Source organism: Vibrio sp. B1FIG11, from assembly GCF_905175335.1.
GTDB lineage: Bacteria > Pseudomonadota > Gammaproteobacteria > Enterobacterales > Vibrionaceae > Vibrio > Vibrio campbellii.
Window position 1 is genome coordinate 1762913 of record NZ_HG992751.1, and the last position, 26656, is coordinate 1789568.

Here is a 26656-nt window from a genome sequence, read left to right on the forward strand (position 1 = left end):
ACAAAGCCCTTCACGAGAAGGGCTTTGTTGCGTTTATAAGCATGGGAGCTTAGTTATTTACCAGCGTCAGACCGCTTGGTAGTGCGTCACCAAATACACGTTTCGATTCGCTCTCAGACAGTTCTTTGACTTCTTCAACCAGCGATACCCAAGATTCAGGTACTTTACTCAGCTTCAGCTTCGTCAGCACTTGGTCGCGGTAGTCGTCAGATATATCGAATAGGCGGTCGCCCGTTTTACGACAAATCATCACCGCAGCGAAGGCGATCATTGGTTCTTTCAGCCAGTTCTGTTCCAGCAATTTCGGTAGCCACTGTTCTGCTTGTTCACGAGGAATGACGTTGTGCTGACTGCCATACAAAGGTGTACGCGATGCCAAACGACCCATTGCCCACCAGTGCGCTTGTTCGAACTGGTTATGGTTGATGGCTTTGCTCAAGAACCACGTTGCCAATAGAACTTTGTCTTCGACTTCTAGGTGTTCAAGCGATGCCGCTAATCGAACCATGGATTCATAACCCATATCTTGTGCCGCTTTGGCGGATTGTGGGTTTTTCATCGCGCCAGGGTGTAGGTATTTCGCGATGTCCGCCAAGATAGTCTCTTGCTGCTCTTGGCTTAAACCACCTGCGATGCGACGCCAGAATACCCACCAGTCAGTCCAACCTTGATGGTTCTTGAACTGAATGTTTTGTTGGTAGAGACCCCAAACTTGCTCAATACGCCATGAGTCGGTTGGATCGCCAAAGCCAGGACGTAGTGCAAAACCCGCCAAACGAAGCCAGTTTTTCTCGTGCTGTTCAGAGCGGCGGCGACGCTTACGACCTTGAGCAAAGGTATCAAACAGTTGACGTAGGGTCGTGAAATCCCACTCGTCACGTTTGCCAAGTTTCTTCTCAAGATCTTTGGCTAAGGTTTTGATCTCTTTGCTTTCTGCGCTTTTCTTGTTACCGCTGTAAAGGCGAGCGATCAGCTCCTTACATTCATTCAGTTTAGGGTGAAGCTTAACTTGCTCGCTGTCGTTGGTTTGCTTGTTACGAACTTCGAACTCCAGCTCCCAACGTTTGCTGCCATCTTCTGCGCTGACACATTCCATCTTAAGCGTGCCGACTTCAGTCAACTGACACGCCAGTTGCACTTCTACACGCTCTTTCTGGTTGGCTTGCAGTTCGGCACCTTCACCTTCAAGGGTGGTGATATAAGGTGGCAGAGGAGCAAACAAGTCCGGATCAACGTCAACCATCACTCCGTTTTGAATGGCGGTGTTATTGGTTAAGGTGTCGTGGGTAGAAGTCAGCAGGTTAAAGCGAACGGGTTCACCTAGGGTAAGCGAGAAGCGACGACCGCTTAAGCGGATCTCGTGACCTTCTTCTGTACCTTTTGCAAGCAAACAGAGCGCTTTGCCCATCTTGTTCTTTTCTTGAAGATGCAAGAAGTAAGAACGGGCTGCACCACCACCAATTTTAAGCTGTGCACCACGACGTGCTTTACCAAACGCAACAGCACCCAGTGCAACCGACCAATCTGGATGTGGGTTATCTAAAACCGTAACCGGAGCGCCGCGCCAATCGGAAAGTAGGGTAGTGACACGCTCAGTCACAAGCTCACTGTTGAATACACCACCATTGAGTAGCAAACCGACTGGAATGGCATTTTGTTTGTCGTCTTCAATGCCAAGAGCGGCACGAGACACTTGCTGATGCGTCGTTAAGAACTCGGCAACGTGTTTGCTCACTGCTGGGTCAGCAACGTATGGAAGACCAAACTCGACAACCGCGCTGCGGCGTTTATCTGGTACTTCACTGAAATCAGAAAGTGGGAAGAAGCCATCTAAAGCGATTTGGTGCACTTCTTGTTTGCTCAGCCCAATACTCTTTGTTCCGCCAAGAAGTTTTGAGCCGCTGCCCAGCATGGTGATTTTCACTTCTTCAGGAGCGTTCGCTGAAAGCAGGTTCTCTTTAGCCTTGCGAGTTTGCTGAATCAGCTTAGTCAGGCTTGCTGCAGTGAGCTTCTTGCTTTGTTCCCCTTTATTTTGAGAAAGGCGGCTTTCCGCAAGGTGCGCTAATGCTAAGTCGAAGTTGTCACCACCCAGCATCAAGTGTTCGCCAACGCCAATACGATCAAGGGCTAGCTCATTTTGTGAAGAGAAACTTGCTTCAATCAAGCTTAAGTCGGTAGTACCACCGCCCACATCGCACACCAGAATCAGTGGCAGCTCTTTGAGCTCATCGGCTGCGGTTTGCTGGTGGCGTGCGTACCAGTCGTAACATACGGCTTGTGGTTCTTCGAGCAGGACGATTTTTTTCAAACCTGCCAACTCAGCGGCTTCAAGCGTGAGCTTACGAGCGGTTTCATCGAACGACGCTGGAACTGTCACAACTACATCTTGGTCTTCTAGCTTGTTGCTAGGGTGTCGGTAGTTCCACGCTTGGCGAATGTGGTTGAGGTAACTTGCGCTGGCAATGACAGGTGAGACTTTATCTACGTCTTGCGCGCCAGCCCAAGGAAGAATGTCTGAGCTACGATCCACTGCTTGGTGCGATAGCCAGCTTTTAGCACTGGATACCTGGCGTCCTTCCACCTTTGCGCCTAATTCACGAGCCCATTCACCCACGATCACATTACTAATGTCGCCAGATACAGGTTCGTTTTCCCAAGGAAGTGTCAGGTCAGAAGGGGATATTTGACCAATCGCAGGGTGGTAGCGGAAAGAGGGCAGCAGTGGCTTACGAACCACTTCACCCGGACCAATCAATTGGTCGATGTCGAATAGGGATACTTCGGATTGTTCAAGGTTGTCGGTGATTTCACAATACGCCACCACAGTGTTTGTGGTGCCAAGGTCAATACCAACAAGAAAACGAGGAGATGCCATACAAACCTTCGTGTATTTAAAAACGGCACCCGATTGGATGCCGTTTGATTTTCTATTTATTCTTCTTCGTTTGAGTCGCTTTTTGCGTCTTCGCGCACATCGAACTCAACATGCCATTTTTGACCGTTATCAGCGGCAATGGCTTCTAAGTAAAGCGTACCAAGCTCTGTGACGCGAGAGGCTAGGGTTACCGGAACCACTTCACCTTCACGACGACCTTCAGAGACAGGCAGCGTTACTTGGATTTCTGGAAGCTCTTCAAGCTCTTCTGGTGCCCAGTAGTCTAGGTGAGTACCTGCTAGGTCATCACGACGAACGGTTGAACCGAAGAATTGGAAGTTAACCGGCTGACCGATGATCAAACCAAACTCTTGGCTTGGTACGTCAACGCTTGAACCTTCTTCCATACCAAATGGTGCAACACAAAGTGCTTCCATTGGAGGCGCCATGCCCGGAATCGCTGGCATCGCACTTTCGATACCCACGTAGTACGCCGAAGCAATACCACCACGGATACGGACGCCTTGACCACGACGTACAGAGCCGTAGTAAGCCGCACCGCTAGCAACCGCAAGGTCTAGATCCACACCTGTTAGGCGTTTTGCCATTTCAGCATCTGCTTCAATTAGCCATTCGTTGATCGTGTCTTCTAGACGAGTTGCTAGAAGTTTCGATTTCAGAACACCACCGTTGAATAGGATTGCGGTTGGCTTGATGAAGTCAGCCGATTGCGCTGCATCCGCCCCTGGCATACCAGGCATGTTTGCGAATGGGTTGAAGTCTTGAGCTGCTGCTTCTGCGCCATTTCCTGAAGCAGAAAGGGCATTAGCTTGCTTAGACAAGAATGCTGCGATGTGACGAGTAATGCCTGCATCTTGTGCGTAAGGCAGACCCATTTGCGTTAGTGCACCACGGTTACGTTGAACAGGGTGATCAGTAATCGCAACTTGAGGGAAGAAGCCGTCAACCAGTGTTTGTTGTACTTCTTCTTGAGTCAGTTCTGTTTTCAGTGTTGCGCCAAGCAGTTTAGAACCACGGCTTGGTACTACGATTGGCACTGACTGAAGTTCGCTGTCGTTCAATAGCGCTTCTTTTGCGTCACGACATGCGTGTGTCATTGCCTGAACCTGCCATGGTTGTAGCTCTTTGCCTTCTTGCGCTAGCTTCATCTTCAAGCGGTACGCAAGTGCAAGGTCCATGTTGTCACCGCCAAGTAGGATGTGTTCACCTACCGCGATACGGTTCAGAGTTAGGTTGCCGTCATCTTCAGTTACTTCAACCAAGGAAAGGTCGGTTGTACCACCACCAATATCGACCACAAGCACGATGTCGCCAACTTCAACTTCGTCGCGCCATTTGTCGTCGCTGTTATCAATCCAGTTGTAAAGTGCAGCTTGTGGCTCTTCGAGAAGCGTTAGGTGCACAAAACCAACGTTGCGTGCTGCTTCTGCTGTTAGATCACGAGCAGCAGGATCGAAAGAAGCAGGAACAGTAATAGTCACGTCTTGATCGGCAAGGTTGTGATTTGGATTGGTGTGATTCCAAGCGTCTTTTAGGTGCTCTAGGTAAAGCTCTGTCGCGCGAAGAGGGGATACTTTTTCCACTTCTTCTGGGCTACCTGCTGGCAGGAACGCATCACGACGGTTCACACCAGCGTGGCAAAGCCAAGACTTCGCACTTGCAACAAGACGAATTGGTGTTTTTGAACCTAGGTTACGTGCAATCGCACCAACCAGAGCTTTTGGCTCGCTCGACCACGGAAGAACGCGTGATTGCGGGTTCATTTCGTGCTCGTGCGGTTGGTATAAGAAAGAGCCTAATTGGCTGCGAGTCTCTACCGTGCCTGGCGCGGTAAGTTGCGGGATAGGCATAACTTCAACGCGAGCGTCTTCATCGTGTGTATCAACAAAAGACATGACACAGTGTGTTGTACCTAAGTCGATACCAACACTGAATTCAGGCGTCTGTTGAGTTTCAACAGACGCTTCTTGAGAATGGTTTTCTTGGTTCATGTGTTCCATTACAGCTCAACCTCAGCTGGAGCGATCACAGATGCATCGTAGTTCTCAGCTAGTTTTGGCAACGTCATTGATGTTGCTTTCCAGCCTTTATGAACTAGTGTGCCGTTGAATGGCGCGCTGCCTGTTACGTTGCCAGTTAGGCGGATTTCTTGTGGGTTGAAGCCTTCTTCAACCGTAATGCGAGTTTCTTCGTCTTCGTTGCGAACGTGCGCTAGCGTCACGTAGTCGTTCAGCACTTTCTGACCGCCAGTGTGGATTACGCGAGCTGCTGCGCCTACTTCTTCATCAGAGAATGACGTTAGGTCTTCTTTCAAGAAGTCAATCAGACGAGCTTCTTGCTGCATGATAGAAAGCAGCTGCATTGCAGAATCTGTAGATGCAGTAGCAAGCTTAGATTCAACTTCTACAACACGTTCTACGACTTTCTCAACTTCCACTACTTTTTCTACTTCAACGATCTTCTCGACAGGCTTCTCAACCTCGACGATTTTCTCGACTGGTTTTTCTACCACTTTCTCGATCACTTTAGATTTACGAGATACCGCGATAAGAAGAAGCAAAACGCTCGAAGCCGCAAGGCCTGCGTGAAGCATATCGAACGTTTGAGGAATTAGGTTCAAATCAATGTTCATGACATTTTTCTCTTTCTATTGATTTATTGGCGCTCAGTATTGGCTCATATGTTTACTAAAAGGATCGTCTTTGCGACCTGCACCAAGTTTAGACATTAAAATGATGGTGGATGGTAGCATATTCAAGGCTTAAGACTGTAATAATTCGTGAATATACCGCATGATTAGCATGAAAAATCAACGATTAGACGGAGCTGCAAACGTTGTTGCTTGATGTTTATCCACATGTAGCGCAGTATTTCCATCATTATCGAAGCATTACACGCAAAAAACGTGGAACACGAAATGACATATAGCACGGCTCAACAGAGCATTTTCAAACGATATTCTGCTTCTATTGTAGCCTTTATTACGGTCATTATTGTTGCCGCAGGCATGGTGGGTGTTGCCTACAAAATCCAACAGCGTTACACCATGACCATCTTTGATACCTTGGCTGACCGCCAAGCGGAATCTCTCAAACTTGCGGTGGAAAACGATCTCGAATTCATTGGTGCTGGTGCCAACTTCTTTCATTCCGTCGACAAATCTTACTGGACGCAATTTCCTTACTACGCGAAACAAGTGGTAGAAGGTTCACAGAGCTTAATTGGTTTGCAGTGGATGGAGCGTGTGGCGCCAAATGAGCTTGATACTTACTTAGAAAAGACCCGAAAAACCTTTCCTACTTTTGAGATTTTTACTGTACCAAAAGACGGCCCAAGAACTCAGGGTTATATCCTTGAAAACAGCGCGCCAGCCTTTATAGCAACAGACATCTACCCAAGAACCGAAACCAATTTATCATTACTGGGCTTTTACTCATCACGTTTGCGATTTGAACTGATTCTTGATGACATTATTAAGAATAACCGACCGAACATTTCTGACAAAGTTCGCCTGCTACAAGATGGGTACGATCAATCTTTAGAAAAGTCAGGCTTGCTGGTTTATCACCCAGTTTTTAGCTACGACAAACACGAGCTGCTTGGTGTGGTCATTGGTGTGGTACGAAGCACCGTGTACTTTGACCAACTGATTACTAAAACTGCCACAGAGCTAGATATGTCGGTCAAAGTTGAGGACATGGGCTTTGATGCTTACGACGATCCTGTACTGTTCAAAAGCGCCGATTGGGATGGGTTGAATGGCAAAGTTATCAGTCGGACCATTCCGCTGCCAAATCGTGAATGGCAAGTTGAGTTCAAATTGTCAGAATCGGTTTCTGCTTGGGAGCGTTCAGTGCTTTACGGCACCGGCATCGCAGGCTTAGTGATCGCTTTGTTGATCAGTTATATCGTCAACCTTCAATCTCGTGAGAAAGAACGCCTAGCGGTCATGCTTGATAGTAAAACCGTGGAGCTAAAGCGTATGGCGGAATTAGACCCATTGACCCAATTGCTCAACCGACGCGTATTTAATGATAACTTGCTGCACTACATTAATGGTGACGTTAAGTTCTCTTTGGTTGGCTTCGATATCGACCGCTTCAAATTGATTAATGATAAATATGGCCATTTGGCTGGTGATGAAGCGTTATTGCATGTGACGAAACTAGTGAATGCGAATCTACTTGATGGTGACCGTTTTTACCGAGCTGGTGGTGATGAGTTCTGTATCTTATCGCAGGTGACGGATAAAGAAGAGCTTGCCACATACCTAGACAAGTTGCGTGGCATCGTGGCGAGTTCACCATTTGACTACGAAAGCACGCCGATCATTTGCTCCTTGAGTATCGGTGCCGCGGTGCACAAAGGGGAAGATCCTGAGAGTTTGTTCCACAAAATGGACGTGCAGCTCTACCAAAGTAAGAAAAATGGTCGAAACTCTGTATCGATCGGCGATTAATTCAGCGAGCAAATTCGAGTTTTGAGTTTGGTTACGGTAGAATCTCACGCTTTCAAATTTACGTTAGGAATCAAGACAAACTATGAACCATAACCGTATCGTCTGCTTCGATTTAGAAATGTGCTGCTGGAATGAAAACGGCGTGGGTAGCACGGGCGAGATCATTGAAGTTGGTTTGGCTGAAATAGATTTGTCGAAAGGTGAAATCGTAAAACGCGCGCAATACTACGTGAAACCAGAGCATGATGAAGTCTCTCTGTTCTGTGCTGAGTTAACCGGTATCACTCCTCGTAAGATTGAAAAACAAGGTCGTCCACTAGAAGAAGTGCTCAAGTCGATGCTAAAGAACTTCGGCGGTCGTAACAAGATTTATGCGTCTTGGGGACGTGATGATCTTATTCTGCTAGAAGAGTGTCAACAAAAGGGCATTGATGCCCCGTTTAGCGAGTTCATTAACTTAGCGACTTTGTACCGAATCCAAAACCGTCTTAAAGACAAACGTATTGGCCATAAAGCGGCGCAAGAAGCGAAAGGTATTGAGTGGGAAGGCCGCCAGCATTCGGGTTACGTGGATGCGTACAACTTAGCGAAACTTGCACTGACCATGCTGTAAACCTAGGCTTTCATCAATCTTTCATTGGAATTCAGTCTTCTCGTCATAAGCCAGCACTAAATTAGTTATTAATAGATAACAACAATGTTGGCTTGGCTCTGGAAGGAAAGGCGATTTGTTTAGGCTGAATCCAAGATAGAGACACAAAAAACGCGCTCATGTAGCGCGTTTTTTATTGGTTGTTACTTATCCTGGGGCTGCTTTACTGAGATTGCAGCTTCGCTCGAATAAAGTCACTGTGGTCAACATAGAGCAGTTCGGCCGTTTTACGAATGACGGCATCTTCTAACGGATCAACTTCTCCATCAGCGTACGCTACTTCCCACATACTCTTGATGAGCTCATAGCGGGTTTCTTGAGAAAGCTCACGCAGCTGAGATGTAAAGTCATAAAGGGAAGTCGACTCACTCGATTTGCTTTGAGCTTGAGCGAGGAGGGTGTTGGTCTCTTCTTCCGTCAATGAGAGCAATTTCATGATCAGAGAACGTTTAGTTGCTTGCTCTCTTTCATCGATTTGATGGTCTGCACCCGCCACTTCACAAAGCAAGCATGCTATCGCCATATTGGGTGACAGTGTGTTGGATTGGCTAAGGTCTGAGCCTTCAATAAGTTGTTTAAATAATGAAGTAAGCGAATTAAACATGTTAAACACCAAGCTGTTATCTATTTATTTAAGATGGTAATGGTTCGAGAAAATCTCAAGGTCTTGAAGCAATTTGATCAAGAACTCATACGATTGAGAAGGTGATTTTGCTCAATACTCTGTTTGACCGCAAAAGCGCTGATTTATTCCTCAACTTGTGTTGGAGGGAAATATATTGAGTCACCTTCACCTGTTAAAATACTGATATTACTTGGCTTTCCATCTTCATCTAGTCTCAGCTCGCCAATCGCACTTTGGTTCACTAATCGGTAGAAATTGTGATTGCTTGGGGCGCGTTTAAAAATCTTCAAACGCTTGCGCTTTGTGAACAAGTTCAATGGTGAGCGAGGGCTATACAACATGCGATCCATAGCATCACATGCGCTCAGCAGTTGTGCAGGAAATTGGTTCTTAATCCCACTGCAAGTGATCTGATAGATGTTTGGACTATTGCGGCGAAAGCGCAACTTGATGTCATAAGCGAAAGAGTAGTGCACGTCACCAGAGAGAATCACGAAGTTAGTTGGTGTCTTGGTGTGAGTGAAAATACTGATTAAGGTATTCGCACTGCCCGGATGCGCCATCCAGTTTTCTGCGTCAATCAGCAATGGCTGACCAAAGCCCGTCATGATGCGTTGCAGCGTTTCAATAAACTTCACACCAAACATGGGCGCGGCAGAGACGATGATCACTTTGTCTTGATGCATCAACTCTTGTTGGAATTCAATCAAGGCTTCCCAATCCATCAAGCCTGATGGTTTGTTCATACGAGACTCTGAACGCCAGCGACGAGTACGCGTATCCAACACTACCACTTTTGGTGAGGTGTGAATCGTATAGTGCCAATCTTCAAAACGATAGAGGTACTTTATGAACTCGTCTTGGGATTCTGAAGTGAGCTCTTCAAAGTAGCGGCGCGCATGCTCCATAAATGGGGCGTTGAATTTTTCTGGCGCGTTTCCCCAACCTTGGCACAGCCAGTAAGCGATCAGACTGTTACCAATGATGCGATGCGAGAAGAGGTTTTCATTGGCTGCTTTTTCCCAGCCAACTGTGAGATTCCAATCGTCGGTCACGTCATGATCATCAAAGATCATGTAAGTAGGAACGTGAGCGAGCAAACGCTGGACTTTATCCAAACCTTCAACAAAAGCATCGATGTGAACTTTCTCGTCACGCCAATGCTGCTGCCATTTTGGCTCTAGTGCTTTTCCGCCCGTGGTGAATTTTCTATCCAATAAACGCTCGCGATTGACTAACGTCCAAGGCACTGGAGACCAAACGAGTAGGTACATCGCAAACAGTTCCGCAAAACTAATGAGATGGTTTTCACATTCGCGCGAGCTGAAGATGGGCGTGCCACGATGAGGTAAGAACTTGCTCAGTAAGCTTCCATCGTCAACGTAGTGGGGCAGAATGTTATCTCGGCCATAAAAGCAATCTGGACTTTGATACAGCTCTTGCGTGTTTTTAATCGGCGCTTGTTCGAACTCTTCGTCAGGTAAGCCCAATAACTCGACCAACTGTTCGATGGCGTCCAGCATTGGTCCCGCTACATGATCGGCATAGATTTGATCGCCGCTCATGATCAGCATATCTGGGCGGTCTTCTATCTGCTGGCTAGCAACTTTTGCGTCTGCTTGGACGAGCGTGTCCTTACTAAAATGATGTGGGTTACGACAAGAACCGTGCAATACATAATCAGCTTTCTCGCTGATCAAGAATTCCACACCTTGTGCTGATTGCTTATCTTCGCCATAGATAAGATGCGGTATCAGCTCGGTTAACAAACCGGATTGAGTATGGAGCTGATAACGCAGTGCACGGTGGGTAGGAAATTCGCCTTGCAGCGTCAGCATGCAAACCCAAGCACGTTTACCGACTTGTAATAGATGCTCTTTTGAAACAGGCCGAGAATAGTATTGTTCACCCGTGCCAGCATCGCTGATTTCAACCAATCCTTCGAGAGGTTGCGTTGTCGCCAACCAAATGTTCACTTCCGTTGCGGTGACTTTTCTTAAAATCGGGCCGGCAATAATTAGGGGAAGAGAGAGATGTTCGTTGGTATTGAGCGATGTTGGCAAAGCGGTTTCCTATTATTTCAAATTAGTGTTCTGAATCTTCTTCGAGTATTTCGATAACTTGTGAGCTGCTAAGTTCATGTCCCATCAGAAACAAACCTAACATGGCATCGGCTTTTGACGCACTATCGCTATCTTCATCAAGGATTTGTTGTAGGCGAGTACGAATCAAGTCAATTTCATGGTCAACAAAACCACGGCCTTCTTCTTCGCCTTGGCCATCTTCTGGTGCGTTATCGAAGTGCATGAACAGCATGTCACCATCGAGTGTGGTGCTTTCCAAGCGCTCAGGTAGCCATTCTTCTCCCATGACGATATCGGGGTTACTACCTTCAGGCAAGTTGTTGATTATGGTGATGAGTTCAGATGCTTTCACGGTTCACTGCGGCTTTGATCATTGGTTTTCTATTGTATCGGCGAAATGGGAAAAAACTAAGCCATTTAATCATTGTGGAATCTTAATTGCTTGCATTGTCATCACATCTTTAGCCCCAGCAAATGCGCAATTATCGATAAGTTTCGCTTTAAATAAATTTGGTGATAAATCCAACAAATCTTCTCAGGTGGAATCACGAATCGAATGATTGGTCCGATGTGCTGATTGATTTCATGGCGGGAACTAAGCACTCTACGTCACCATTCGATAATGAGAATGATTATCGATAATAAATTTAACTGACGTATAATAGAGTTCCGAAATGAAACGAATAATGACCTTACTTTGTCTTTCCCCCGCATTTGGGGTGATGGCTGCTGACAATAACATTGAAGTTTTCATGAGTGCTTTTCATGAAAACCCAACTGAAGTGATGAACGAGTTACCTCAAAAGGAGGGCGACACGTATCCCATCATTAATATTGAAGAATCGGAATCCATTCGAGCATCCGTGCGCGATGCCATTATGAAGAGAGCGGCATCAGAATCTCCTCACTCATTTTCTGCGAATCTTAATAATGACAATCCTGCACGTTTGGTGGATTTAGGAAATGGCCTGATTCGAAATCTCGATGAGTTACACCGTCAGACACCAAACTTCAAACGACTTGATGTACAACCTTGGTCCGACACATACTGGCCTCTGTATTCTGGTGCTGCTGCTTGGCGCTATGGCGACAGGGAGCTCAGTGCGAGTAATTGGCAAGAGTATTTTGACTTTTCGCACATTCAAAAGCCGGTAGTCTCGGTTCAAGGACAGGATCGAGAGGATTTATCTCCGGCAGAAAAATACGATTTACTGGTGGGGGATACCCAATTTACGCTATCAAAGCGTTCTTGGGATTCTGGCAAAGGGTACTACGAATCGAATGGCAGTGTAGAACGCTGGATGGGACTGTGCCATGGTTGGGCTGCGGCTGCGTATATGCTTCCGAGGCCAACGCAATCTGTCACTGTGCCAGACGCTAATGGTGAGCCTTTAAAGTTTTACCCTTCTGATATCAAAGCACTTGGAACTTTATTGTGGGCAGAAGCGCCGTTTGAAACTCGTTTTATTGGTGGGAGATGCAACATAAAGAACCCAGCAAAAGATGAAAATGGGCGAGTGATTGAACCGGACTGTAATGATACTAACCCAGCCAGTTGGCACTTAGCGGTGTTAAACCAGTTGGGGTTATCTGGCCGTAGCTTGATCATGGATGCTACTTACGATTATCAAGTTTGGAACCAACCTGTTTTAGGCTACAACTTGCAATATTTTAATCCGCAAACGTACCGGTCGGCCTCTGATCCTGCAGATGTCATGATCAGCTTGGAATCTTACGACAAAGATCGTTTCTCTACATATCGCTCACGTCGCGCAGCTTCCATTGTTGGTGTTCAAATGCAAGTTGAATACATGGTTGAAACTAACCCTACGCATCGTTCGACTGACATGCCTCGTTATGATGGCGTATCACGAGTGACGTATTACTACGACCTTGAAATCGATGCAAATGGACAAGTGATTGGAGGGGAGTGGTATCAAAATCGTCACCCAGATTTCCTCTGGACACCAACACCAATGGCGGTGGCAAAATCATACTACGATGGCTACGGCGAGTGGGATATGTCATTGCCGATTCCCCAGAACTGGCAGTACCAAGCCCCACGTGCTTCTCGTTACACGCAGCCAATGACGGCAGTTGTCGAAGCTCTGTTTGCCGCTTCGTCAGGTAAGCAAGATGGCCAAGGTGGATGGAAAAAAATAAAAACCAACACGGAGAGTGGCTCGCAGTGTCTTGATGTGGAGTACAGCGCATCAGGTGAGGGCTCCAGAGTGTTTGGTTGGCGTTGTCATAGTGGAGATAACCAAGAGTGGAAGTTAACGTCTGCAGGCAAGCTTGTGAGTCGAAGCAATCCTGAGTTGTGCCTTGATCAACAAGGCATTGAGATTACTCTTGAGCAGTGTGGCGATTTTCCTACCCAGCAGTGGCGATGGGAAGGTGGGCAGATAAAGAACCGTCTTGATAATGCTTTGAAGTGGAATGACCGCACTTGGCTTGTTGAAGCCGATGTACAAGGCAGTGAGTGGTATTTGGAATAGTTAAAACAAACACAGAGCCCGCTATCGTAGCGGGCTCTCTTTATCATTGCTTAATAGTCGTTACAGCTGCCTTCAAATGTCCAGAACCAGTAGTTCTGATAAGGGTCTGCTCCCCAGTTATCTTGTGTCGCAACAAAGCGGTTGCCCCAATACTTCACTGAAGAACCAGCAGGGTAGTAAGTGTAAGGTGACCACTCTTGCAGAGATGCGCACTGGTCTTGTGGTTCTGGATTTGGCTGTGGCGCTCCGTATGCCTCACTGACGGCAAGGTAGGCGTCAGAAGCGCTCTGCGTATTTGTTACAGTGACATAAATGTCTGAACCTTGAATACCACCAAACCCACACGCTTCTTCATTACCCATATTGGTCGATGAGCAGTCGTAATCTGAAGGTGTTGCTGGGCGATCAATTGCTACATAAAGTTCCACATTACCATAGCCATTGTAAGTTTGTACCCAAACATCATCGCTAGAGGTTCTGCGCAGAACGAACTGTTGTTCACCTGCCGTGTTGCTTTGGATCGCGACAGGCATGTTGAGCGAAAGCTCGGTCATGCCAGTATCTGGTCCAGGGTTTGGATTTGGGTTCGGGTTTGGATTAGGTTGACCGCTTTCACAGTTCATCACCTGAACACCCACTTGAGAGAACGCAGACGTGACCGCAGAACTTTCATATCCCAGCTTTTGCGCTGCCTTACATACGCCTTCTGCACCTTGCTGGAAGGTTGAGTTTGGCGTCCAGTACAACTGGTTCGCCGTTGCGTAAGCCATGAATGCTTTTTTGATGCTCCAGCCTGAGCTTGTCGCTAGGTGGTAAAAGGCTTTGTTGAAAATACCAGAGCTGTGGTGAACATCGATGCCACGGTAGTACTGGTTCACGTGACCAATCGAAGCACCGTCGTGACTTGGGTTGATGAAGTAACGCATTGCCGGCGAGTATTTCATCACGTGTTCACCCATCTTCCAGTTGAAGCTACCATGCACGTATTGGCTAAGTGCAGCAGCAGCGACGTCTGAAAATGATTCGTTCATTCCGCCAGACATGCCGCGATATTCCAACCCTGAGTTTTGCTCGGTGAAACCGTGGCTGACTTCATGTGCGATAACATCCCAAGTCGCAAGAGGGTACATAGAGCTGTTGCCATCACCAAAGGTCATTTGACGGCCGTCCCAAAACGCGTTGCCATAGTTTGAGCCGTAGTGAACGCGCATGGTGAGTTTTTGTTGGATAGGACGTGCGCCAAGCCACTCACGGTACATGTCAAACACACGTTGGCCGAAGTAGTGTGCGTCGTTCATTGGCGCGTATGCCCCGTTGATTTCTCGGTAGTTATTCACGTTGCAGTTGAAGCGATGAACTTGACCACCCCATTGTTGGTTGTTCATGTTGATCGTTTCAACATTATCACTGTTCATCTGACAGTATTGGTCAACTTGAAATCCACCAAATTTAGTATTTGGGCCAAAGTAATAACGGCCACTTTTTTTGGTTGCCGCCTGGGCCTTCTGCTTCAAGAAATGCAAGACCTTCCCATTGGTCCATGATCTCTCCTGATTTTGCATCGACCAGCGTGATAGGACGAGAGGGACGCAGATTGACAATTTTAACCGCATCGACTTTGTAGATAAGGTGCGCAGTATTTTGTTCGTCAAGCCAAACCATCAGTTCCGCACGAGCATCATTCTCTGGAGACTCGTTAGATGCAAAGCCTTGCTCAGTACCCGTTGCGATCTCAATCGCTTGGTTGGCACTGATCATAGGTAGTGTTGAGTCCAAGTCGTTATCGATCCCAACAACGACATTGCCGTCAATCGATTGAGCAAAGCCTTTTGCGGAAAGATCTGCGACGACAGAGTGGCCGTAGACAGGTACGCCGTAGTGCAACTGCTGTTTACGAACGAGCGTTTGTTGGCCAATTTCTACTCGGTTGATGTTTTGATAGCTCAGCTCGGTACTTGCTGGCATGTAAGATGATTCACCAGCAATATTGAGTGCTTCAGAGAGGTCAGTTTGAGAGTGTTCCACAATTTGTGCTGCCTGCGAGGCGAACGCGAAAGGGACAAGCGATAATAAAGTGACGTTTCGCATAATTAACCTTTTATTATGATTGTGTATTTTCTTATGTGTACGTATTCATAGCAAAAATGCGATTGCAGATTAAAGATAAAACCCAGAAATGAGTAAGTGCAATTGGTTGAATATTTGAGGTTAATTCAAAACAAATTTATAAATCGCCTAAAATATGTGCGGTTATAGTAACGCTACGTAGTCCTGTAGGAATTTTTAACCGATAGACGAGTAAAGTCAGATATACTCTTTGTGATTGAATACTGTCTCTAATTACAGCGACATAGGAGAGTTATGAAACACCTACTAGGAACATCACTAGTATGCTCGGGCTTATTGCTAAGCGGAGCCGCATTTGCTGAGTCGAAGCATGCAGAACAAGAGTGGGGTATTGCAGCGATGTACCGCACTGCTGCGATTCCTTTTTATACAGCTGACGATGACTCGACAGTAAGCACGTTTGTACCAATGATGTTCTTTGAGAATGAACACCTTTACATTGATGGCCTTGAAGGTGGCGTGTTCTTGTTTGATGAGGACGAATCCGATTGGCGTGCGAGTGCGATCATGCGCTTGCGCTTTGTTGATATTCCTAAATCAGTTCAAAACGCTTTTGAGGGCGATCGCGTTGATGTCGGTGGCCAAATTCGTTACAACTTTGACGAGAACTGGCGCGCTGAATTCGAAGTTATGACGGATGACGAATTTCAATTTCATTCTAACTACCGTATCGCGGCGAACTACGAGTTTGGCGACTGGGAGTTGGAACCTTCTTTTACCATTCGTTATAAAGACGCTGACTTCAACAGCACTTATTACTCGTTTGATGAAGTAACGGGCGAGAAAATTGGGGCAGGGATTGATGCTAACTTGGGCATTAAGGCGCGTTACCATGTTATCTCGAACCTGTATTTACTTGGCGAAACCAGCGTCACGCGCTTAGACAATGAAGCGTATAATAGCCAAATTGTTGAAGACCGCTATCAAGGTGAAGTCTTTGTTGGCTTCGGTTTCTTCAATGACAAAGGGAAGGCTCGTAAATCAGAGTTGAGCAACCGTCCGTATCTGCGTGTTGCACACGGTTGGGCAACGCCTTCTAATATCGGCGATATTTTCAAGTTGAATGCCGAGAAGGATGAATACAACAACCAGCTAACGTCATTATTCTACGGACACCCTTTGACGGATGAAATCTTCGGCTTCCCAATTGATATCTACCTAACGCCAGGCTTGGTTCACCATTGGTCATCGGAGGTTCAATCGTCCAGTACTGAGTATGTGATGGCGATTAAGGCTTACTACACCTTTAATTGGCCGACCAAATGGCGTTTCGGTGTTGCAGAGGGTATGTCTTACATCGATAACATCACCTACATCGAAGGAACTGAGATGGAAGAGAAAGGCTACACCGCAAGTAATTTGCTGAACTATCTCGACTTCTCATTTGATGTGAATGTAGGCGATCTGTTTAACCAGAAAGATTGGGAAAACATGTGGGTCGGTTACTCGTTGCATCACCGTAGTGCGATTTTCGAGAGTGCTTCTCAGTTTGGTCGTATCAAAGGCGGCAGTAACTACAATACCATCTACTTCCAGTATGATTTTTAATCGCAACTAGATGAATTAGCCAAGCCTTTATATTGTTAGAAAGGCTTGGCTTTTTGCCCACATTTCCTTTTCTTTGATCTCTGCGTTTTTCCATTTTTTCTAGTTGAAATGACTGGCAGAATCGGCGTTTTGGCTTGTTGTTTCTCAAACTTCTGCACCTGTTTCATATCCTCTTCCCATTAACGTTCTTGATAGATTTCTCACATGTTTTCGCTTAAATGCTTAAAGGTTTAAGCATGTCGAATGTGTTCAGCAGCGCCCTAATCACAAAAGACTAAAAGCCACATTGCGACCAATGTTTCTCCAATGGGAATATCCGTGGTGAAACGTTTATATACAAAGGTCGATACGAGCAATGATAAAAAAAAGCCTTTTAGCTACCTCTACCCTAATGGTTAGCATGTCCGCGTTCGCTGATGTCACAATCACTGAACTTACCGTCAATCCACAACTCTATCCGGTAGGATTTGAGCAGCACTTACAGAACAACTTAGACTTTTTTGTCGACGGTGTGGGTGTTGACCAAAAAGCCAAAGTTCCCTACGACACGATTTTCGTCGATAAAGAGGGGAATATTAAGCACGACTACTACGTTAATACGACTGAGATAGGTTTGTACCTCAATGTCCTCGTTGAAGCGCATAAAAATGGCAATGCCGATGCATTAATTCGTATTCATGAAACTCTGGATGCACTCGCCAAAGCACCAACATGGAAAGGCTTGTTCTACTGGCCTTATGACATTGAAGGTGACCAACTAAAACCAAACGAAGATGGAATCGTACCGGCAGTTGATAACGCTAACTTGGCGTTTGCTTTAGCTGGTGTCGCGGGGGCGTACATTGATTCCAAACAGAAACAAGAGCAGTTAGTTGTTGGAAAGGTTGAGGCGATATTCAACAGCCAAATTGAAGGTTGGTCTGAACTTTACGATAAAGACAAAGGCCTGCTTTACTCTGGCTGGTCTACCAAAACTGACGCACCACTTACCTACCATATTGATCGTAAAGCCAATGAAAGCCGACTGGCTCCTGTTTGGGCGCACCTAATCACCCAGAACTCTGAAAAATCGGTACCGCAGACGGCTTTCAGTAACATGGAGTTATACACCCATGACTACTACCTAAATGGTAAAAAGCTGACGCCGATGCTGACATGGGACGGTGCTTACTTCCAAGGCATGCTTTCTATGATTTGGTTGGAAGAGCGAGCCCTAATGCCTGATTTCTCGATCATCGAAGACATGACTGAGGTTCAAAAGTATCACGCTATTCATAACCAAATTCCGTTCGTTTCCTCTGCAGCGACCGTTGATGATGGCTACGCCGCATTTGGTGTTCCGCAATTATCTGAGTCCAAAGTACGCTTTAACAATGACATCGAAGGTGGCGAGACTGGTACACCCCACGCACTAGCACTCTCTTACATGGTTAAGCCATTTGAGGCCGTGAATCTGCTGAATAGACTTATCGATTTCTACCCGCAGCTTGAAACTCCTTACGGTTGGTACGACGCGGTCAACGCTAAGGGTGAGACTTCCACGAAAATCCTATCACTTGATCAGGGAATGTTTGTTGGCGCTTTCTTATCGCCAGCCATTAATAAGGATGTGCGCACCTATTTAGAAAGCAAAGACTACTACTCAACGATTGTTGATATGTACGAAACCTTCGAACCAAACAACAACTAGATAGGTATTGAATCGTGAACTTAAGAAAAGCAGTGAAACTATCAAGTCTACTCCCTTTAATGAGCCTCGCGCTTCCATGCGCTGCGCTAGCCGAAGAAGCTCAAGAGGAAATAGAAGTCGGTCTATGGAGTGACCATGAATATCGAGAGCTAATTCTGGAAACGGAATCTGCACAGAGCAGTGACGCTTCTCCGAGAACTCGTGCACTTACCGGCATCGAATACGAACGCGTAAACAATGAAAATCAGCCAGATGAAGAGCTGCTTCACTACATCTATGCGGACGGCTTTACGCGTATTACCGATAACTTCAGCATGGGTTATGTGATGAAGGAAATTCATCATAGCCGTGGCGGTGAGAGTACTGGCCTCAGCAACTATTCTGAGCTGATCCCGAGCTTCTACTGGCGTCAAAATGAAAACGTCGCACTTAACTTGATGTTGTCATACGAAAAAACCATCGGTGAGTGGCACTATGACAAATACATGGTTAAACCAGGTATCGATCTGAGCTACGGTCGTCACTTTCTTCACTTGAGTGCAGAGCTTGGTTACAAAGATGAACGCCAAGGTGCCGGAAGTCGCGGCGCGTTTATCGAGAGTGAGCCTTTGTACCTGTACCGCTTAGACAACGGTATCAATATTGGTGCGAAAGTGATTTACGTAGAGGAACACAACGACTTCAACTACACCGAATTTGCCGTTAAACCTTTAGTCCAGTTCAACTTTGATAACGGCAATTACCTAGAGTTGCGTTATGAACGAGGTACGTTGGATATGGGCTCGGATCCAAATAACCGTGACCACTTTGACTACGATATTTATGCGCTATACACGGATTTACCTATCAATGAGCACTTCTCTTTCTTAGCGGATATTCAAGTTAAGGATCGTCACGCAAACCCTGCACCTTGGACGGGTGATCAGCTGGTTTGGTTCTCTAAAGTTGGCATTGTATGGAAATTCTAAGAGGCACAATTTAATCAATGATGGGGTACCCACCGCTGGTGGATATCCCATTCTCAACCCATATGCACTATTTTTTGATCATGCTTTAAGGGAAAGAGTGCATCAAATAGTGAACGCATTTAGAAATAGGAATGCAGAATCATGGCGAAAGTAACGCTAGAAAACGTAAATAAGGTCTATGACAACGGCTTCCACGCTATTCACGATGTCAGTTTAGACATTAAAGATGGCGAATTCATGGTGCTTGTTGGACCATCAGGTTGCGCTAAATCCACCATGTTGCGAATGGTTGCGGGTTTAGAAAGCATCACTGATGGTCAGCTCATTATCGGGGACCGCAAGTGTAATGACTTGCCTCCGAAAGATCGTGGTATTGCAATGGTGTTTCAAAACTATGCACTGTATCCGCACATGACGACCTATGAAAACTTGGCTTTTGGCTTAGAGACCGCAAAGAAACCAAAAGCAGAGATAGAGCAACGAGTGGCTAAAGCAGCTGAGCTTTTGGAAATCACAGAGTTGTTGGATCGCAAACCTAAGCAGATGTCAGGCGGTCAACGTCAGCGAGTCGCGCTTGGCCGCGCAATGGTGAGAAACCCAGATGTTTTCCTTTTTGATGAACCTCTCTCAAACCTAGACGCGAAACTGCGTGTATCAATGCGTCGTCGCATTACTCGCTTGCACAGCCAGCTACAAGAATCGGGCAAACCCGCCACCATGATTTATGTGACCCACGATCAGGTTGAAGCGATGACGATGGGCGATCGAGTCTGCATTCTTAACCAAGGTCGTATCATGCAAGTTGATACACCAATGAACGTATACCATCAGCCAAAAAACAAGTTTGTTGCTGAGTTTATTGGATCGCCAGCGATGAACATGCTGGAAGGCACGCTCGTTGAACAAAATGGCGTGTTGTGCGCGCAACTCAATGAACACACCATTGCACTATCAAAAGCTCACCAAGAAAAGGCGGTTGAGTGGGTGGGGCACCGTATCCACCTAGGCATTCGTCCAGAGCATCTTTCCGTTGCTGAACAAGCTAATCAACATACGCTACCAGCAAAAGTAGAAGCGAAAGAAGAGCTCGGTTCTGAAGTCTACTTACATGTAAACATTTTCGATAAAGCAATGGTTTGTAAGCTGCTCGATACAGAGAAAACCCCTGAAGTAGGAAGCCATTGCCACATCCAACTGCAAGTCGAAAAGTGTCACGTATTCGACGATGCCTCTCAAGAAAATATCCACTACACAGATTCAAAATAAGTTTGGAGTAAAGCTTTATGCACCACATTCAACCAGGACCACAAATGAACGTTGGCGACGAAAGCCTAAATATCACGTTCAACTCAGATGGCGTGCTAGGCGCAATTCGCAGTGGTCGTCTTATGGTGTCTTTGTTCGATACGCCAGAATCAGAAATGGCAATCTCGAATGTATTTCTTCGTGTTAAAAGTAACGGTGAATTCAAAGTTACGCCGTTGCTTTTTTTTAATAACAATATTGAAACGTTTAAGCAGGCGGATGGCTCACTGCAGTGGGTGACAACAACAGATGAACTAGAAGCAACCGTCACTTTAAAAGCGGGAACAAGCGCCTACTTCTATGAAGTTAACGTAACGAACCTCTCTTCTGAGACTCTGAGCTTTGACCTGATTTATGGTCAAGATGTTGGCTTGGCAGAGGAAGGAGCAGTCAAAACGAATGAGTTGTACTGTTCTCAATATTTAGACCACCAAATCTTTGAAGGTGAGCAGGGGTACGTGGTGTGCAGCCGCCAAAACTTGCCTCAATCAACGGGCAACCCTCGCATTCAAATTGGCTCGTTATCTCCAGTAACGGGCTACAGCACGGATGGCTTCCAGTTCTTTGGTAAAGAATACAAGTTGACGGGCGAAGCCGTTGCACTGCGTTCAGACACTTTAGCGAACGAAAAGTACCAGTATGAAATGGGCTATGTTGCGCTTCAAAGCGAGGCTTTTGCTCTGAATAAAAATGAAGTGGAATCTGTCGTTTTCTATGGCGTTGTCACGCCACATTGTCCGGAATCCAATACAGGACAGCCGCTAACTATTGAAACGGTTACAGATTTACTCGCAGCATTACCAACTAGCGATGAGGCACAGCGTCAACCATTGAGCCACTGTCATAAGCCAAAGTCTGCGTACTTGATGGGTGAAAAGCTTTCTGAAACTGAAATCGAACAGTTCTTCAGTGCTGAACGTTCATTTGTGGATACCAAAGATGGTGAGCTATTGTCGTTTTTTTTATGGTGACAATCATTACGTGACGTTGCCTGAGAAGGAAAAACACCTAGAACGTATGACAGGTCACGTTATTGCTTCTGGTAATAACCAAGATTATCAGCAGTTGATCATGAGCTCGACGCACTACATTGGTGGTGTGTTCAACTCGCAACTGACTCTAGGAAATACGTCGTTTAACAAGTTGTTGGGGGTGTGCCGCAACCCACTTAACCAATTTACGCATGCCGGCCAACGTATCTGGGTTAAAGTCGATAATGCATTCCAAGCTCTAGGCATGCCTTCAGCGTACGAAACTGGCCAAAACTACTCGCGTTGGATTTATAAGCTATTTGGCGGTTACCTTGAAATCTTGTCGTTTTCGAGCGCTCAAAGCCCAGTCATCCAACTTGAAATCAAAAAGCATGGCATAGAAGCACCGCTTGAAATCAAAGTCTCGCACCAGCTTGTTTTTGGAAACAACGAAGGTGAGGGGAAGGTGACTATTGAACGTCAAGGCGATCTCTTCACGATTACGGGCAATGACGAGCTGATTGATCAGTTCATGCCAGAACTAAGTTACGGAATCTCAGTATCTGGTACTGATGTGGAAGCAGAGGTCATTACCCGTGCTGAAAGCGAGTCTGCCGAGTTCTTAGTCCTTAAAGCAACATTAGACAACGCAGTATCTATTGCGATTGGTGGCCAAACTGGTGAGTTAGACACAACAGCGCAGTTCATCGACTTTGACGTCGAGAAGCAACAATACCAACAAGGTATTCAAACTCTGACAAAAGGCTTTAAAGTCGACTTTAGCCAAGATTCACTTAACAGTCAGCGCATCAATACTTGTTTAGATTGGTTTACTCACAACGCACTTGTGCACTACTCGACACCGCACGGTCTAGAGCAGTACTCAGGCGCGGCATGGGGCACTCGTGACGTATCGCAGGGGCCATTTGAGCTCTTTATGTCGATGCAAGAATACGGCAAAGCGAAAGCGGTATTGCAAGAGATTTATCGCCACCAATACCTTGAGACAGGCACTTGGCCTCAGTGGTTTATGTTCGATCACTACGCCAAAATCCAGCAGGAAGATGCGCATGGCGATATCGTGGTTTGGCCGCTAAAAGCACTGGCTGATTACATCAACACGACTGGCGATGTCAGCATCCTGAATGTTGAGCTTCCATATACACTCGCAGAGGCAGGGTTCGAAAGAACGGGGCAGACGTACTCACTTATGCATCACGTTCAGCGCCAGGTTCAACACATGCTTGATAACCTTGTCCCTGGTACGTCGTTGTCTTGTTATGGCGATGGCGATTGGGACGACACGCTGCAGCCGGCGAATCAATCTCTACGAGAAAACATGGTAAGTGGTTGGACGATTCCTCTGACCCTGCAAACGTTGAAGGCAATGGCAAAAGCACTACAGGGCTCTGAGCATCTCGATTTCTCAGCCACCCTAACTGATCTTGCTGAGAAAATGGAGCACGACTATCACCATTATTTAATCAAAGATGATGTGATCGCGGGCTTTATCCATTTTGACCGTGATGAGCAAGGTGGCGTTAAGCAGATCGAGCATCTACTGCATCCTTCTGACGATAAAACGGGCATCAACTACCGCTTACTGCCAGCAAGCCGCTCCATCATCTCAGAAGTATTTACGCCTGAAATGGCTCAGTCGCACATGGCGATCATTAAGGAAAACCTTGTGCACCCTGATGGTGTTCGCTTGATGGACAAGATGGCTGAATACAAAGCGGGTAAACAAAGCTACTTCAAACGCGCTGAGCTTGCCGCAAACCTAGGCCGTGAAGTTGGCCTGCAATATTGTCACGCTCATATTCGATTTATCGAAGCGTTATGTAAGCTAGGCGATGCCGAAGCGGTATTCGATAACCTGTACAAAATCATCCCTGTTGGCATCCAAGATCATGTGCCGAATGCAGAACTACGTCAATCAAACGCGTACTTCTCAAGCTCGGACGCGAAGTTTAACGACCGACCGACGGCTTATGACAACTTTGGCAAAGTTAAAGCGGGTGAAGTGGCAGTGAAGGGCGGTTGGCGCATTTATTCAAGCGGTCCGGGTATCTATGTCAACCAGTTGATCACTAACGTATTTGGTGTCCGTTTCTCTGAGAACGATTTAACACTGGATCCGGTTATCTCCCCACGCGTTGGGCAAGCCAATGTTCAGTTCGAGCTTGATGGCAAACCAGTCAAGTTAGTGATTGATTTACAAGAAGCGATGCATACACCGAAAGCGATCACCCTGAACGGTGAAGTGGTTCCGTTTGAATTGTCGGAAAACCGCTACCGCACTGGCGGAGCACGTATCTCGCGCAAATGGCTAGAGACACGATTGGAGAGTGAAAATAACACTCTGTATATCACACTCTAAACCCAATAGGGCTCTGTAATGGAGCCCTTATAAACCGACGTGAAGTAAACCAAGTGTTGGAAGTGAGAGTGGTAAGCCTCAAAAGGAAAAGACGTCAATGAAAGTGACCATTAAAGATGTAGCGAAAAAAGCCAATGTTTCTATTGCGACGGTATCGTACGCAATGAATGGCTGCAATCGTGTCAGTGAAAAAACACGACAGCATGTCCTTAATATTGCGAATGAAATGAACTACGTGGCTAATACGAATGCTAAGCAACTTAAGCAGCGCCGAAGCTACGCAGTAGGACTGTTTTTGAACTACTGGTTTGGTCCTATTTACAGCGAGTTAGTCAAAGGTATCGAAAAGGTATGCCATCAAAAAGGCTACGATTTGGTTGCCTGTAGTATGTACGGTAATGAAAACTCAACCGCGCACAAATACATCCGTGATCGTGTGGTGGATGGTGCCATTATTCTGACCAACTCATTCGATAGTGACTTCCTAGCTTCTGTTGCTGGCCCTGACTTTCCAATGGTCGTCTTAGACCGAGAGCTCACCGCTCCTCATATCTACAACATCTTGATTGATAACTTTGGTGGTGCGTTTAGTGCGACTAAAGAGTTGGTGCTGAAAGGATGTCAGGACATCTACTTTTTTACTGGTCCTGATGACTCCTATGACAGTCAGAAACGACTGGATGGCTATATCTCCGCATTGGGTTATTTCAACATTCCTGTTCGCAATCATCATTTGATTCGTAGCGATTTCACAGAAAAGACTGCCTACAAGCAAATGAGTGAGTTGTTCGAACAAGGAAGAAGACCGGATGCAGTATTTGCCGCCAACGATGAGATGGCGATTGGCATTATTCGCGCGGCGAAACGATATGGCATAGACATCCCTTCAGAAATGAAGCTCGTCGGTTTTGACGATATACGAATGGCAGAGTTAATGATCCCGAGTTTGTCCACGATAACCCACGAAAAAGAGGGGATGGGAGAACTGGCTGCATCAACCTTGATCAGCGCGCTTGATGAAAAGCCGGAAAGCCTAAAGGCATTAACGATTTTGCCAACGTCATTAATTTTACGTGAAACTCTGTAGGATAGTTATGAAAAAGTGGTTGATTGGATGTGTGCTTGCGCTGAGTTCGCAAGTAACGCTCGCAGAAAATACCCGAATTGAAGTCATGACCCCGGTTGGGAACTACATGGACTTTGTCCGCTCCGAGCTTGTTCCTGAGTTCAAAAAACGATACCCAGAGGTTGATGTCGTGGTATCCAACGATGACAACCTTGAAACCCGTATGGCTGCGGGGGACGTTCCAAACCTTTATGCAGGGGTATTTGGTTACCAGCCTGCCAAATACGCCAAAATGGGCAAGCTTGCCTACCTTGAGCAGTTCGATGGCTTTGAAGAGCTTGCTGAACGGATCGATCCAGTATTCATGGAAAAAAACTATGGTCGTAGCTATTACATTCCATGGAATGCGACAACAACGCTCATGTTGTACAACAAAGAGTTGTTTGTTGAAGCGGGGTTAGATCCGGAGAATCCACCAAAAACGTGGGACGAGTTTTTACATGCAGCTGAGAAGATCAGCCAACTTCCACCGCGTGCTGACGGAAGCCCTGTTTATGGCACGGTTTTCTGGAATGAAGCGCTGTCATGGGGAAGTTGGTACTGGAGCATGCTAGCCCAAATGTATTACAACTTTAATGACGGTCAGTACGGCTTGCTTAACCGTTTCGGCACTAATCCTGTCTTCGACAAAGAAGAAGCTCAGCTGGCACTCTTTTTTGAAACCATGGCGAAAGCCCAGCAGTTTGCACCACTTACGATGGAGAAGAACTTTTTCTCTCGCACCATTGGCATGTGGCCACAGTTCGGTTTTGGCTGGAAAGCGAACCTGACCGAAGCAGCAGGCAAGCCTATGGTGGTGGGTGAGGATGTTGGCTTAGCACCGATCCCAACCCTAAAAGAAGGCGCGACGTCTTACTCCACTTTGGATGGTCGGGCGTTGATGATCTTCAAAAATAGCGTCGAGAAAGAGCAACTATCTTGGGCGTTTTTGCAGCTGATGATGGAAGAGGAGTTCAACCACAAAGCGAACATGGCGCTAGGGCAATTACCGACTCTTTCTGCCCTGAAAGAGAGACCGTATTACAACACGCCTGAAGCGAAACCGTTTGTTGAACAACTGCCAAATGCGAAGCTAAACGAGCCGTTTGCACTGGCTTCAGATATGGCGAGCATCATTCTAGAGCAATACTCAAAGGCGGTCGTTAAGCAAGATTTGTCGCCTGAAGAAGCCGTAGAAGCTGCGACCAAGCAAGCCGAACAGTTAATCCATGAATAACGTGATAGGTCTAAGTGGAACTATGAAAAAAAATAACCTCATAACAGGCTACCTATTCCTCGCTCCTTGGATAGTGTATTTCGCCGTCTTTTTGATTTATCCGTTCTTTCT

Annotated in this window: 18 protein-coding genes and 1 pseudogene; 11 read left to right on the forward strand and 8 right to left on the reverse strand. The window is 46.4% G+C overall.

The features are described from left to right. Window positions 1–49 precede the first annotated feature (49 nt). From KHO06_RS08505 to KHO06_RS08515, 3 genes are read right to left on the reverse strand one after another with little or no spacing between them, the layout of a single operon-like run. On the reverse strand, window positions 50–2875 hold the full coding sequence (locus KHO06_RS08505) for an Hsp70 family protein (RefSeq protein WP_212582421.1): 2826 nt from the start codon (window positions 2873–2875) through the stop codon (window positions 50–52). 56 nt (window positions 2876–2931) lie between these two features. Next, a complete protein-coding gene (locus tag KHO06_RS08510) occupies window positions 2932–4896 on the reverse strand; it encodes an Hsp70 family protein (protein WP_212582422.1) in 1965 nt (654 codons plus the stop codon). Continuing rightward, entirely contained in the window at window positions 4896–5528 is a 633-nt protein-coding gene (locus KHO06_RS08515; protein ID WP_005434042.1) for a DUF2760 domain-containing protein, read from the reverse strand. Before KHO06_RS08515 ends, KHO06_RS08510 begins: the two co-directional genes overlap by 1 nt. 285 nt (window positions 5529–5813) lie before the next feature. Between KHO06_RS08515 and KHO06_RS08520 the strand changes: the two genes are divergently transcribed. Then, the gene (locus KHO06_RS08520) at window positions 5814–7355 is read left to right on the forward strand and encodes a sensor domain-containing diguanylate cyclase (RefSeq protein WP_045384139.1); all 1542 of its coding nucleotides are present in this window, start codon (window positions 5814–5816) and stop codon (window positions 7353–7355) included. Window positions 7356–7437: 82 nt separating this feature from the next. Then, on the forward strand, window positions 7438–7968 hold the full coding sequence (locus KHO06_RS08525) for a 3'-5' exonuclease (protein ID WP_212582423.1): 531 nt from the start codon (window positions 7438–7440) through the stop codon (window positions 7966–7968). A 202-nt stretch (window positions 7969–8170) separates the two neighbouring features. Here KHO06_RS08525 and KHO06_RS08530 read toward each other — a convergent pair whose 3' ends face one another. The 3 genes from KHO06_RS08530 to KHO06_RS08540 form a co-directional block, all read right to left on the reverse strand. Then, entirely contained in the window at window positions 8171–8611 is a 441-nt protein-coding gene (locus tag KHO06_RS08530) for a TerB family tellurite resistance protein (RefSeq protein WP_005433825.1), read from the reverse strand. A gap of 143 nt (window positions 8612–8754) precedes the next feature. After that, window positions 8755–10695, reverse strand: coding sequence for an alkaline phosphatase D family protein (locus KHO06_RS08535; RefSeq protein WP_212582424.1), 1941 nt, complete (start codon window positions 10693–10695; stop codon window positions 8755–8757). Between the two features lie 22 nt (window positions 10696–10717). After that, window positions 10718–11068 (reverse strand): hypothetical protein, encoded by a 351-nt coding sequence (locus KHO06_RS08540; RefSeq protein ID WP_043883652.1) that lies wholly within the window; start codon window positions 11066–11068, stop codon window positions 10718–10720. Between the two features lie 334 nt (window positions 11069–11402). Between KHO06_RS08540 and KHO06_RS08545 the strand changes: the two genes are divergently transcribed. After that, window positions 11403–13214: a ricin-type beta-trefoil lectin domain protein gene (locus KHO06_RS08545; protein WP_212582462.1), complete on the forward strand. Its 1812-nt coding sequence runs from the start codon at window positions 11403–11405 to the stop codon at window positions 13212–13214. Window positions 13215–13264: 50 nt separating this feature from the next. Here the strand turns inward: KHO06_RS08545 and KHO06_RS08550 are convergent. Further along, window positions 13265–15302: pseudogene (locus KHO06_RS08550) on the reverse strand (M4 family metallopeptidase). A 273-nt stretch (window positions 15303–15575) separates the two neighbouring features. Here KHO06_RS08550 and KHO06_RS08555 point away from each other — a divergent pair. After that, a complete protein-coding gene (locus tag KHO06_RS08555) occupies window positions 15576–16889 on the forward strand; it encodes a MipA/OmpV family protein (protein ID WP_212582425.1) in 1314 nt (437 codons plus the stop codon). A 35-nt stretch (window positions 16890–16924) separates the two neighbouring features. Here KHO06_RS08555 and KHO06_RS26740 read toward each other — a convergent pair whose 3' ends face one another. Further along, window positions 16925–17056, reverse strand: a complete 132-nt coding sequence (locus KHO06_RS26740) for a hypothetical protein (protein WP_280519520.1) — start codon at window positions 17054–17056, stop codon at window positions 16925–16927. 233 nt (window positions 17057–17289) lie between these two features. On the opposite strand from KHO06_RS26740, the gene KHO06_RS08560 reads away from it, so the two are divergent. From KHO06_RS08560 to KHO06_RS08585, 7 genes are all read left to right on the forward strand, one after another. Further along, window positions 17290–18579 carry a hypothetical protein gene (locus tag KHO06_RS08560; protein WP_244858397.1) on the forward strand — a complete coding sequence of 430 codons (1290 nt, stop codon included), beginning with the start codon at window positions 17290–17292 and terminating at the stop codon, window positions 18577–18579. A 14-nt stretch (window positions 18580–18593) separates the two neighbouring features. Further along, window positions 18594–19547 (forward strand): hypothetical protein, encoded by a 954-nt coding sequence (locus KHO06_RS08565; RefSeq protein ID WP_045452017.1) that lies wholly within the window; start codon window positions 18594–18596, stop codon window positions 19545–19547. Between the two features lie 141 nt (window positions 19548–19688). Further along, window positions 19689–20813 (forward strand): sn-glycerol-3-phosphate ABC transporter ATP-binding protein UgpC, encoded by a 1125-nt coding sequence (gene ugpC / locus KHO06_RS08570; RefSeq protein ID WP_212582426.1) that lies wholly within the window; start codon window positions 19689–19691, stop codon window positions 20811–20813. Window positions 20814–20830: 17 nt separating this feature from the next. Then, window positions 20831–21823, forward strand: a complete 993-nt coding sequence (locus KHO06_RS26495) for a hypothetical protein (RefSeq protein ID WP_244858398.1) — start codon at window positions 20831–20833, stop codon at window positions 21821–21823. After that, window positions 21792–24203 (forward strand): cellobiose phosphorylase, encoded by a 2412-nt coding sequence (locus KHO06_RS08575; RefSeq protein ID WP_244858399.1) that lies wholly within the window; start codon window positions 21792–21794, stop codon window positions 24201–24203. The genes KHO06_RS26495 and KHO06_RS08575 overlap by 32 nt, the downstream gene beginning before the upstream one ends. A 97-nt stretch (window positions 24204–24300) precedes the next feature. Further along, window positions 24301–25290, forward strand: coding sequence for a LacI family DNA-binding transcriptional regulator (locus KHO06_RS08580; protein WP_005433808.1), 990 nt, complete (start codon window positions 24301–24303; stop codon window positions 25288–25290). A gap of 7 nt (window positions 25291–25297) precedes the next feature. Then, the gene (locus KHO06_RS08585; protein WP_212582427.1) at window positions 25298–26545 is read left to right on the forward strand and encodes an extracellular solute-binding protein; all 1248 of its coding nucleotides are present in this window, start codon (window positions 25298–25300) and stop codon (window positions 26543–26545) included. The last annotated feature ends 111 nt before the right edge of the window (window positions 26546–26656 follow it).

Bases quoted from the DNA above. Each gene is read 5' to 3' on its own strand.
- KHO06_RS08530 (WP_005433825.1), bottom strand. From the start codon at position 8,611: ATGTTTAATTCGCTTACTTCATTATTTAAACAACTTATTGAAGGCTCA.
- KHO06_RS08505 (WP_212582421.1), bottom strand. From the start codon at position 2,875: ATGGCATCTCCTCGTTTTCTTGTTGGTATTGACCTTGGCACCACAAAC.
- KHO06_RS26495 (WP_244858398.1), top strand. From the start codon at position 20,831: ATGCACCACATTCAACCAGGACCACAAATGAACGTTGGCGACGAAAGC.
- KHO06_RS08560 (WP_244858397.1), top strand. From the start codon at position 17,290: ATGTCCGCGTTCGCTGATGTCACAATCACTGAACTTACCGTCAATCCA.
- KHO06_RS08585 (WP_212582427.1), top strand. From the start codon at position 25,298: ATGAAAAAGTGGTTGATTGGATGTGTGCTTGCGCTGAGTTCGCAAGTA.
- KHO06_RS08510 (WP_212582422.1), bottom strand. From the start codon at position 4,896: ATGGAACACATGAACCAAGAAAACCATTCTCAAGAAGCGTCTGTTGAA.
- KHO06_RS08545 (WP_212582462.1), top strand. From the start codon at position 11,403: ATGACCTTACTTTGTCTTTCCCCCGCATTTGGGGTGATGGCTGCTGAC.
- KHO06_RS08515 (WP_005434042.1), bottom strand. From the start codon at position 5,528: ATGAACATTGATTTGAACCTAATTCCTCAAACGTTCGATATGCTTCAC.
- KHO06_RS08580 (WP_005433808.1), top strand. From the start codon at position 24,301: ATGAAAGTGACCATTAAAGATGTAGCGAAAAAAGCCAATGTTTCTATT.
- KHO06_RS08520 (WP_045384139.1), top strand. From the start codon at position 5,814: ATGACATATAGCACGGCTCAACAGAGCATTTTCAAACGATATTCTGCT.
- ugpC (WP_212582426.1), top strand. From the start codon at position 19,689: ATGGCGAAAGTAACGCTAGAAAACGTAAATAAGGTCTATGACAACGGC.
- KHO06_RS26740 (WP_280519520.1), bottom strand. From the start codon at position 17,056: ATGAAACAGGTGCAGAAGTTTGAGAAACAACAAGCCAAAACGCCGATT.
- KHO06_RS08575 (WP_244858399.1), top strand. From the start codon at position 21,792: ATGGTGAGCTATTGTCGTTTTTTTTATGGTGACAATCATTACGTGACG.
- KHO06_RS08555 (WP_212582425.1), top strand. From the start codon at position 15,576: ATGAAACACCTACTAGGAACATCACTAGTATGCTCGGGCTTATTGCTA.
- KHO06_RS08525 (WP_212582423.1), top strand. From the start codon at position 7,438: ATGAACCATAACCGTATCGTCTGCTTCGATTTAGAAATGTGCTGCTGG.